Source organism: Nocardia sp. CC201C, from assembly GCF_030010695.1.
In the GTDB taxonomy this organism is placed as follows: Bacteria; Actinomycetota; Actinomycetes; order Mycobacteriales; family Mycobacteriaceae; genus Nocardia; species Nocardia otitidiscaviarum.
In genome coordinates this window covers 1-9,589 of record NZ_JASCXP010000289.1, presented here as the reverse complement: position 1 = coordinate 9,589, position 9,589 = coordinate 1, and the positions used below count along the sequence as shown (strand labels likewise).

Annotated in this window: 10 protein-coding genes and 1 pseudogene; 5 read left to right on the top strand and 6 right to left on the bottom strand. The window is 69.3% G+C overall.

The window, feature by feature from the left end:
• A pseudogene (locus QK444_RS25385) lies at positions 1-289 on the bottom strand (sensor histidine kinase); the annotation flags it as partial.
• Positions 290-473: 184 nt separating this feature from the next.
• On the opposite strand from QK444_RS25385, the gene QK444_RS25380 reads away from it, so the two are divergent.
• Complete coding sequence (locus tag QK444_RS25380) at positions 474-881, top strand: DUF6223 family protein (protein ID WP_282784387.1); 408 nt, start codon at positions 474-476, stop codon at positions 879-881.
• A gap of 19 nt (positions 882-900) precedes the next feature.
• Here the strand turns inward: QK444_RS25380 and QK444_RS25375 are convergent, their stop codons facing one another.
• Positions 901-1,380, bottom strand: coding sequence for a nuclear transport factor 2 family protein (locus tag QK444_RS25375; RefSeq protein WP_282784385.1), 480 nt, complete (start codon positions 1,378-1,380; stop codon positions 901-903).
• A 92-nt stretch (positions 1,381-1,472) separates the two neighbouring features.
• Here QK444_RS25375 and QK444_RS25370 point away from each other — a divergent pair, with 92 nt between their 5' ends.
• The 3 genes from QK444_RS25370 to QK444_RS25360 are packed head-to-tail and all read left to right on the top strand — an operon-like array spanning position 1,473 to position 3,851.
• Entirely contained in the window at positions 1,473-2,231 is a 759-nt protein-coding gene (locus QK444_RS25370; protein ID WP_282784383.1) for a sporulation protein, read from the top strand.
• Between the two features lie 52 nt (positions 2,232-2,283).
• The gene (locus QK444_RS25365) at positions 2,284-3,363 is read left to right on the top strand and encodes a dihydrodipicolinate reductase (RefSeq protein ID WP_282784381.1); all 1,080 of its coding nucleotides are present in this window, start codon (positions 2,284-2,286) and stop codon (positions 3,361-3,363) included.
• Positions 3,360-3,851: a carboxymuconolactone decarboxylase family protein gene (locus QK444_RS25360; protein ID WP_282784380.1), complete on the top strand. Its 492-nt coding sequence runs from the start codon at positions 3,360-3,362 to the stop codon at positions 3,849-3,851. Before QK444_RS25365 ends, QK444_RS25360 begins: the two co-directional genes overlap by 4 nt.
• Before the next feature lie 480 nt (positions 3,852-4,331).
• Here QK444_RS25360 and yaaA read toward each other — a convergent pair whose 3' ends face one another.
• Positions 4,332-5,075, bottom strand: a complete 744-nt coding sequence (yaaA, locus tag QK444_RS25355; RefSeq protein ID WP_282784378.1) for a peroxide stress protein YaaA — start codon at positions 5,073-5,075, stop codon at positions 4,332-4,334.
• A 58-nt stretch (positions 5,076-5,133) separates the two neighbouring features.
• On the opposite strand from yaaA, the gene QK444_RS25350 reads away from it, so the two are divergent.
• Positions 5,134-6,891, top strand: a complete 1,758-nt coding sequence (locus tag QK444_RS25350) for a proline--tRNA ligase (RefSeq protein ID WP_282784376.1) — start codon at positions 5,134-5,136, stop codon at positions 6,889-6,891.
• A gap of 292 nt (positions 6,892-7,183) precedes the next feature.
• Here the strand turns inward: QK444_RS25350 and QK444_RS25345 are convergent, their stop codons facing one another.
• The 3 genes from QK444_RS25345 to QK444_RS25335 form a co-directional block, all read right to left on the bottom strand.
• Complete coding sequence (locus QK444_RS25345) at positions 7,184-7,666, bottom strand: nitroreductase family deazaflavin-dependent oxidoreductase (RefSeq protein ID WP_282784374.1); 483 nt, start codon at positions 7,664-7,666, stop codon at positions 7,184-7,186.
• Positions 7,667-7,765: 99 nt separating this feature from the next.
• The gene (locus QK444_RS25340) at positions 7,766-8,386 is read right to left on the bottom strand and encodes a TetR/AcrR family transcriptional regulator (RefSeq protein ID WP_282784372.1); all 621 of its coding nucleotides are present in this window, start codon (positions 8,384-8,386) and stop codon (positions 7,766-7,768) included.
• Between the two features lie 252 nt (positions 8,387-8,638).
• On the bottom strand, positions 8,639-9,589 hold a 951-nt coding region (locus QK444_RS25335), incomplete at its 5' end, for a hypothetical protein (protein WP_282784370.1).

Here is a 9,589-nt window from a genome sequence, read left to right as displayed (position 1 = left end):
TGACCACATGGTGTCCGGCCCGCACCGCCGCGTACACCGCGAACAGGAAGCCCACCGCGGGCACATCGAGGCCAACGGCCTGGTACCCCAGCGCGCAGGCCCCGGTCCCGGCCAGCACGGCGATCGGCGCGCGGCGGCGCGCCGCCAGCATCAGGCCGCTGGCAGCCAGCAGCGTGTAGCCGAGCGGGTCCAGGGCGGTGGGGGAGTGTCCGGCCGAGCGCCCGGCGAGGAGCAGGCTCGCGGCCACGCCGAGGGCGATCGCCCAGTCCACGATTCGTGCCCTGCTCATGCGCGCACACTAACCGGCCGATCGCGAAGCGGAAACCTACGGGCGGATGGTCTCCCGATACCGCGTCCGCGGTATGCCCACGGCGTCGGCGGTAGCGCGAAGTGTCCGCGCTCGCACGACGACTCGCGGCCGGTCCGGCGGACATGCTTCGAGGGCCCCGTTCTCGATCCGAAGGAAGCAGATCATGTCCAGTCGTCACCGGATCGCCTCCGCGACAGCCGTTCTCGTCACTCCTCTACTCGCCCCCGCGGTCGCGCACGCCGCGACGGGACCGGTCGCCGCCGGTGCCTACGAGCTCAGCGCCGGACGACTGGGCGGTCTCGTCGCCGCGCTCGCCGGAAGCGCCGGGGTCGTGGTCGGCGTGCCGGCTCTCACCCGGCGCGGTGGCCGGTTCGGCACCGGCTCCGCAGCGATCGTCGCCCTGGCGGCCGGACTGTTCGCGATCGTTCTCGGCGCGGTGGTCGTGGTGACCGCCGACGGCGGACTGGGCACCGGCAACGGGCTCGGTGGCGGCATCGTGGCCATGGTCATCGGGCTGTGCGCCGTGCTCGTCGGCGGGTTCGGCCGTACCCGCGCCCGCCGCGTCGGCTGATCCGAAAAGTGCGTCCGCCTCAGGCGGATTCGGCGGGAGCCCAGCGATTGGCGGTGAGGGTGAACCCCGGCAGGGCGTCGAGCGACATGGTGGCCTCGAAGATGCGCTCGTAGCCGGTGTGCGCGATGCGCCAGCGCCCATCGTCGCGGCGGTACCGGTCGCGGTAATAGGCGGCGCCCCGGATCAGCACCCGGTACTCGGGCACGATCACGGTGTCCTCCAGACACCAACTGCCCGTGGCGGTGTCGCCGTCCACCTCGATCTCCGGGTGGGTGGCGACGTGCACCGTGATGATGTTGGCGCTCAGTGCCGAGCGCATGTAGTCGACGATCGCGTCACGGCCGGTGAATCGCAAAGGCATACCGCCGGAGGGGGATCCGTAGTCACCGGTCGCGTCGGGGGTGAAGGTGTCGGCGAAGTCGTCCCACTGCTTGAGGTCCAGGGACCGCAGGTAGCGATATTTGAGGGAGCGGATGCTCTCCACGGCTTCCAGGTCCATACCGGACACCTTCCTGAGAACATGTTCTAGTTCGCAGCAGGGTAGAGCACTTGTTAAGCGATCGACAAGGGTTGCCGGTAAGACTGTGGCCCATGTTCAAGAAGTTGCTGGCAGCCGTCGGAGTCGGTGGGGCCGAGGTCGAGACCGAATTGCACACGCCCGGAGTGCAACCCGGCGGGACGGTGCACGGTGTCGTTCGCCTGCGCGGGGGGAGTGTCGAACAGGAGATCAACCGCGTCGCGGTGGAACTGGTGACTCGGGTCGAGATCGAGCACGCCGACGAGGAATACGACGCCTACCGCTCCTTCTGGTCCGCCGACGTGCACGGGCCGTTCGCCCTGGCGGCGAACGCGCCCTACGAATTCCCGTTCGCGCTGCACACTCCGATGGAAACCCCGATCACCTTCTACAACGGCCGGCATCTGCCCGGTATGGAGGTCTTCGTTCGCACTGTGGTCGAAGTCAGCGGTGCGGTGGACCCGGGCGACCGCGATCCGCTCGGCATCGGCGCGCTGCCCGCCCAGCACGTCGTTCTCGCCACCCTGGAGCAGTTCGGCTTTCCGCTGCATCGCGCCGACGTCGAAGCCGGTCGCCTGCGCGGCATCCAGCAGCAGCTGCCGTTCTATCAGGAGATCGAATTCGGCCGCTCGCACAACTATCCGCGGCTGAACCAGCTCGAGGTCACCTTCGTGGCCCGGCACGACGGGATGGATGTGGTGCTCGAGGCGGACAAGAAGGGCGGCTGGATCAGCGAGGGTCGCGATGTGTTCGACGTGATCCACGTCGACTACGGCGCTCTCGACCACACCGACTGGGCGTCGGTGCTGCACGACCGACTGGCAAAACTGTAACGTGTTCTCGAAATAGCCTCGGGCGGCACCGAGCGGTTGCTACCCTCCCGGCATGATCGCCACCCTGGTCTGGGGAACCGGCAATGTCGGCCGGGCAGCCATCCGCGCCGTCGCCGCGCATCCAGCGCTCGAACTCACCGGCGTCCTCGTGCACGACCCGAAGAAGGTCGGCCGGGACGCCGGTGACCTGGCCGGACTCGACACCGAACTGGGCGTCGCGGCCACCGACGACATCGACGCCGCGCTGGCGGACGGCCCCCGCGCCATCGTCTACGCCGCGTCCGGGGATATCCGCCCCGTCGAGGCTTTCACCGATATCGTGCGCGCCCTGCGCGCCGGAGCCGTGGTCGTCACGCCCGCGCTCTACGCCTTCTACGACCATCGCAGCGCCCCGGCCGATCTGCGTGAGCAGGTGCTGGAAGCGATTGCGGCGGGCGGTGGTTCGCTGTTCGTCTCCGGCATCGATCCGGGCTGGGGCAACGACGTGCTGCCCCTGCTCATGACCGGGCTCGCCAGCACCGTGGCGGTGGTGCGCTGCCAGGAGATCTTCGACTACAGCACCTACGACCAGCCCGATTCGGTGCGCTACCTGGTCGGCATGGGGCAGCCCATGGACTACGAACCGCCCATGCTCGCGGCGGGCGTCCCGACCATGGTGTGGGGCGGGCAGATTCGACTCATGGCGCGCGGACTCGGCGCGCAACTCGACGAGATCCGCGAGACCGTGGAGCGGCGCGCCCTGGACGAGGCCGTCGGCACCGAACTCATGGGAGAATTCGCCGCGGGCACACAGGGCGCGGTGCGTTTCGAGGTGCAGGGCATCGTCGGCGGCGAACCCCGCATCGTCATCGAACACGTCACCCGCATCCACGGCGGTTGCGCCCCCGACTGGCCCACCCCGCCCACCGGCGACGGCGCGCACCGCGTCATCCTCGAGGGCCGTCCCCGGATCGAGGTGAGCGTCGAGGCAACCGATGAGGGCGGCAATCGCTCCGCGGGCGGAAACGCCACGGCCGTGGGCAGATTGGTCGGGGCCATCGACTGGCTGGCCGCCGCGGAACCCGGACTCTACGACGCTCTCGACGTCCCGCTGCGCGCTGGCGTCGGCATTCTCGGAAAGGCACGCTCATGATCATCGACATTCCCGAGGGCAAGGATCCGATCGGCTACGTGTGGGGTGAGATGGTGCCCGGCATCGGGCTGGCCGCCTCCCGGTTCTCCCTGGCCGTCTATGAGCACACCACCCTGGGGCTGCGCGAATTCGAGGCCGCCCGACTGCGCATCGCCCAGCTCAACGGCTGTCTGTTCTGCCAGGACTGGCGCACCGAACGCGACGGGCAGAAGGTCGAGGACGGTTTCGACGCCGCGGTCACCGCATGGCGCACCACCTCGTCCTTCGACGAGCGCACCCGCATGGCGGCCGAGTACGCCGAACGCTACGCCCTCGACCATCACAATCTCGACGACGAGTTCTGGACCCGGATGACCCGGCACTACACGCAGGCCGAGATCGTGGAGCTCAGCATGTGCATCGGCTCATGGCTGGCCTTCGGGCGGCTCAATCACGTACTGGGACTGGATGCCGTCTGTGTCCTGCCCGGCCACCCGAACTCGCGGTAGGGCCACGGTTCATCACCGTATTCCACCACGCGTCGAGTGGACTGGGATGCGGCCAGACCGCCACCACGTCCTCGCCCTCGATGTCGTCGTCGCCACCGCTGGTATCGATATCGCTCACCGTCCGCGCCCTTCCCGGGACAGGAGGAACCTGTCTCATATCCGTTGTATCCCAAGAAAAGTCGGACCTCGCGGTTTTGGGAAGCGGCTGGCACGGGCGGCCGGGCATTCCGGGCCGCCGCGCACGCCGATTGCTCGATCTGTGCGGCGGCATTGCTCCCGCGCACGGTCCGGACCGAAATCGGCGCGGTAATGCGCGGCAGCTCCGCCGGCGATGTCGCGGTGATGTCGCCGAGCAGTCGCTGTATCGACGTCAGGCTGCCCTGTGGCACGTGAAAATGCCCGTGCCGCAAGGAGTTCGAGAAAGTGGTCTAGCGGGGTATACAGCGCTGGCCGCCGCCCGGCTCGCGGATTCCCGCCGCGTCAGGTGATGACGAGCAGTTCGGTGGGCGAGGCGATCTCGACGCGCAGTCCGGCCTTCTCCGCCACCCGCGCCAGTCCCCGCACGTCCGTGGGCTCGGCGCGGGTCAGCACCAGGGCGCGGGCCAGCAGTCCCTTGTGGTGTTTGTTGAAGTGGCTCACCACGGTTCGCGACCCGTCCGGCCGCTCGGTGAGCACGGTGGCCGTCACCGCACCCGGCACCCGGCCCAACTGCTGATAGGTGCCCGAACGCAGATCCACCACGAGCTCACCCTCGGTCTCGTCGCGCAGCGCCTGCGGCAGCACCTCCTTCCACACCGATTGCAGGGTCGGCAGTCCGGGCAGCTTGGAACCACCCGAGAGCCGGTACGCCGGAATCGGATCGCCCGCGCGCACCACCCCGAACAGTGCCGAGCCGATGCCGACCCGCGCCTGCGCCTTGGCCCGCTGCGCCTTGGTGAAGGAGGCGGCGTCGAGTGCGTCGTAGAGCACCCCGGTGTAGCGGTCCAACGCGGGCCGGGTGGGGGAGGAGCGCAGCGCCGCGTTGCGCGCGATCTCGGCGTCAGCCCCCTTCCCCAGGCCCAGCGCGGTGCGGGCGGTGTCGGGGTCGGCCGCCAGCGCCGTCAACTCGGTGCAGAGCCGGTCGCGCACCTTCGTGAGCTGCGGCAACGACAGGGCGTCCAGGTCCAGCGGACCGCCCGATCCGCCATCGGACTTGGTTTCGGAGGGAGGCAGCAGCACCAGCACGAGCGAACACGGTAATCCCTTACGGAGTTCCCCTGCGCAGCGGCTACGCTGTGGAGCCGTGATCACCCGCCTCTCCCACCTGTTCCTGCGCACGCTGCGCGACGACCCCGCCGACGCCGAGGTGCCCAGCCACAAACTGCTGGTGCGCGCCGGATACGTGCGGCGCATCGCGCCCGGTGTCTACTCGTGGCTGCCGCTCGGCCTGCGCGTGCTGCGCAAGGTCGAGAACGTGGTCCGGGAGGAAATGGACGCCATCGGCGCCCAGGAGATCTCACTGCCGGCGCTGTTGCCGCGCGAACCGTACGAGGCCACCAACCGCTGGACCGAATACGGCGACGCCCTCTTCCGGCTCAAGGACCGCAAGGGGCAGGACTACCTGCTCGGCCCCACCCACGAGGAATTGTTCGCGCTCACCGTGAAGGGCGAGTACAACTCCTACAAGGATCTGCCCGTCACCCTGTACCAGATCCAGACCAAGTACCGCGACGAGGGCCGCCCGCGCGCGGGCATCCTGCGCGGGCGCGAGTTCATCATGAAGGACTCGTACTCCTTCGACCTCGACGAGGACGGGCTGAAGAACAGCTACAACGCCCACCGCGAGGCGTACCAGCGCATCTTCGACCGGCTCGGCGTCAAGTACGTGATCGTGGCCGCCACCTCCGGCGCCATGGGCGGATCGGCGTCCGAGGAATTCCTGGCCGACAGTCCGGTCGGCGAGGACACCTACGTCATCTGCCGCGCCTCCGGTTACGCCGCGAACGTGGAGGCGGTGGTCACCCCCGCGCCGCCGGAGGTCCCCATCGAAGGCCAGGCCGAGGCCGTCGTGCACGACACCCCGGACACCCCCACCATCGCCACGCTGGTCGACTGGGCCAACGGCGCCGGAATCGCCGAGCGGCTGGGCCGCCCGGTGACCGCCGCCGACACCCTCAAGAACGTCATGGTCAAGCTGCGCTACCCGGACGGCAAGACCGAGATCCTCGGTGTCGGCATCCCCGGCGACCGCGAGGTCGACGACAAGCGCCTCGAGGCCGCCGTCGAACCGGCCGAGGTGGAGATGCTCGACGACGCCGACTTCAAGGCCAACCCGTTCCTGGTGAAGGGTTACATCGGCCCGAAGGCGCTGCTCGCCAACGGCATTCGCTACCTGGTCGATCCGCGCGTGGTGAGCGGCACCGCCTGGATCACCGGCGCGGACGAGCCGGGCAAGCACTACGTCGGCCTGGTCGCCGGGCGCGACTTCACCCCGGACGGCACCATCGAGGCCGCCGAGGTGCGCGACGGCGACCCCTCACCCGACGGCCGCGGCGTTCTCGAGGCCGCACGCGGTATCGAGATCGGCCACATCTTCCAGCTCGGCCAGAAGTACACCGACGCCTTCGACGTCGACGTGCTCGGCGAGAACGGTAAGCCGGTGCGCCTCACCATGGGCTCCTACGGCGTCGGCGTCTCCCGCATGGTGGCCGTGGTCGCCGAGCAGATGCACGACGACAAGGGCCTGCGCTGGCCGCGCGAGATCGCACCCTTCGACGTGCACGTCGTCATCGCCAACAAGGACGCCGGCGCTCGGGCCGGAGCCGAACAGGTCGCGGCGGAACTGAACTCGGCCGGACTCGAGGTGCTGCTCGACGACCGCACCGCCTCCCCGGGCGTGAAGTTCAAGGACGCCGAACTGCTCGGCATGCCGCTGGTGCTGGTGGTCGGCCGTGGTTGGGCCGACGGCAAGGTGGAACTGCGCGACCGCTTCGCCGGGACCGGCGACGAGATACCCGCCGAGGACGCCGTGCGGGCGGTGCTCGCCAAGGCGCGCGGCTGAGTCGGGCGGTCGCCCGGGCTCGTGCGGCCCGCACCCGCTCCGTGGAATCGCTCGGCATGTCGCGATGAGACCGCGGCCGCCGAGATCCAGGCACGGGGCCGTCGGGAGGATGGGGTATTGCCCCGGGTGCACCGGGATCGACCACCGCGATGGTGAGCGGAGCGGCGGCCACGGCGGCGCGGAGCCCGTGCTGGGTCGTGGGGCGCGGTGCGGTCGGTCGGGAGCGTTCGCATTCGATCGACTGTCGTCGATTCGCTCGTGCGACGCCTCTCGGTCCCGCGGCCGCCGAGTCTCAGGTGCGCGGTACGAACCGCACGAAGGGGATCCGCTCGCCGACGGCGCGGAAATCGTCCTGTGAGCCGTCGACCTTGTAGCCCATCAGCCGGGGGAGCAGCTTCTCCGCCGCGCGTCGGTGTTCGACGGCATAGCGGGCGAACACCTCCGCACCGTCCTGCTGCGGCACGAATTCGGCCGTGACCGGAATGGTGCGACGCCCGACCTCGATGGTGACGTCCGGTGTCTTCTGCAGATTGCGGTACCACGCGGCGGTGGGGCCCCAGCCGGACGCCACGATGTAGCTGCCGTCCGCCGGGTCGTGGTGCACGACCTCCAGCACCACCTCGCGGGGTTTGCCGCTTTTGCGGCCGATGTGATGCAGCAGCATCATGCGGCCGCCGAGGAGCCAGCCGAGACGCCAGTGGTAGAGGTGGATCGGCAATCGGAAGAACCAGCGCTTCAGGCCGGTCGGCGGGCCGATGTTCTTCACGATATCCACTCCGATACTCCTTCCGTCGGGACGGCGCGACCGCCGTCGGCATCGCGATGGTCGATGGGCGGTGTTCCGCCGCGATGCCCCGGCGGAACCCCGGAGTTGCTATTCCGCCCGCGGATTCGGTGTGTCGTCACGCCGGGGCGACGGCGCGGGGGAGCGGGGTGGTTGCACGAGCCCGTACAGCACGGCGGCGATCGAATCTTCGGTGTGGCGCAGCCGCAGTGCGCGATGGATGACCAGCCCGTCGACGGCCGCCATGACCGCCGCCGCGCCGCGGTGTGGGTCGGCGACGCCGTGCACGGCGAACCAGTCGCCGAGCCGGGCCACGAATTCGTCCAGCACCGCCGCGACGGCCGCCCGCAGCGTCGCGTCCCGGGTGGCGGCCAGGGCGGTCTCGGTGAAGAGCAGGGTGGCCGGATTGTCGCCGGTGTAGGTGGCCGTGATCGCCAGCAGGGCGTCCACGGCTTCGGTGGGAGTGGTGACGCTGTCGAGTAGATCCCCCATCCGGGTGGTGGCCGCCCGCAGCTCCTGGGTAACAGCGTCGGTCAGCAGTGCCTGGAGCGATGAGTAGTGATAGTGCACGACGCTCGGGTTCACTCCGGCGCGTTCGGCGAGCACCCGGGTGCTGACCGCGGACCAACCCCGTTCGGGGATGAGCGTGACCGCCGTCCGTCGCAGCCGCTCACGCACCTCATGTCCGCGCATCGCCGCTGGTGAAACCATGTACTACACCTCCCGGGAACCGCGCTGGCGACTATGTCGAACATTCGTCCTGTACGACTGCCCTGTACGAATGACCCGAATCTACCCCGGAAAGATCGATCGGTCCAGATGCGCTCCCGAGCGGTGCCCCGCTCGCGCGTATCACGCCGGGTACCGACGCCGCCCGCCGCGATACCTCGGATGCTCAATGATCAGGCGAATGCCGCTCTGCGGCTGAGCCCGGCGAGCCATGGCCGGGCGCGGCGACGTGACTCAGTTGTACGACTGGGCGACCCCGTCGAGCAGACGCTCCAGCGTCTCGTAACTCGGCAGGTCGGCCACATCGATGAGATTCGCGGTGACGGGCACCCGATTGCGCTGGGCCACGTCGGTGAACAATTCGGCGTCGCCGGTGCGGAAGCCGTATTCGGCGGCCAGCCGCTGCAATTCCGGGTCGGTGGAAAGCAATTCACCGAGCCGGTCGCCGCTGTCGCTGAGCGGCACCACCGTGTGATGCGACATCACCGTCGGCGACGGGTACAGCATGACCATGTCCGGCTTCAACTCCCCGTGCACCGCCGCCTCGACGTACTGCGCCTCGTACGCCCACACCAGCGGCGTGGTGCCCATCCCGGTCGACAGGTACTCCCGGAACGGCCCCTCACTGCTGTTCTCGGTGTAGCCCTGCCGGGTGAACAGCCGGGCCACCCGCGAGAGCGCGTGCTCCTCGGCCGCGGCCCCGCGCACCACCGAATGTTCGTTCGCCACATGGGATGCCACCGCCAGGTACATGGCGGCCGAGTTGGAGGTGCGCGGATCGGTGGTGGAGATCAGCATGTGCTTGCGCACCGGATAGGCGGTATTGCCCGGCAACTGGTCCCACTGCGTCCCCCGCTCGACCAATTCCAGGTACTTCGCCATGTCCAGCACCGGCGTCGGGCCGGGCCGCACCGCACCCGCCGCCGTGAGCAGGTCCACGATCGGCCGAAAGGTCGCGACGATCATGGGGGAGGAGAACGGCGTGTACTTCGCGCTCACCCCCACCTGTCGTTGAATGCGCTCCGCCGCCACCGAACTCGACGGGAACGCGAAGTCGTAGTCCGCCAGGTCCACCGAGGTGGCGATCTGCCGCGACCCCGCCGGGTCCACCTCCACCGTCAGGCCGTGTCCCGCCAGCGTCTCGATCACCCGGGGATCACCGAAGAACGCCGCCTTCTCGGATCC

What these genes read in the sequence shown, in the direction of transcription:
- QK444_RS25380 (WP_282784387.1), top strand. Translation starts at nt 474, where the DNA reads ATGTCCAGTCGTCACCGGATCGCCTCCGCGACAGCCGTTCTCGTCACT.
- QK444_RS25375 (WP_282784385.1), bottom strand. Translation starts at nt 1,380, where the DNA reads ATGGACCTGGAAGCCGTGGAGAGCATCCGCTCCCTCAAATATCGCTAC.
- QK444_RS25370 (WP_282784383.1), top strand. Translation starts at nt 1,473, where the DNA reads ATGTTCAAGAAGTTGCTGGCAGCCGTCGGAGTCGGTGGGGCCGAGGTC.
- QK444_RS25365 (WP_282784381.1), top strand. Translation starts at nt 2,284, where the DNA reads ATGATCGCCACCCTGGTCTGGGGAACCGGCAATGTCGGCCGGGCAGCC.
- QK444_RS25360 (WP_282784380.1), top strand. Translation starts at nt 3,360, where the DNA reads ATGATCATCGACATTCCCGAGGGCAAGGATCCGATCGGCTACGTGTGG.
- QK444_RS25340 (WP_282784372.1), bottom strand. Translation starts at nt 8,386, where the DNA reads ATGGTTTCACCAGCGGCGATGCGCGGACATGAGGTGCGTGAGCGGCTG.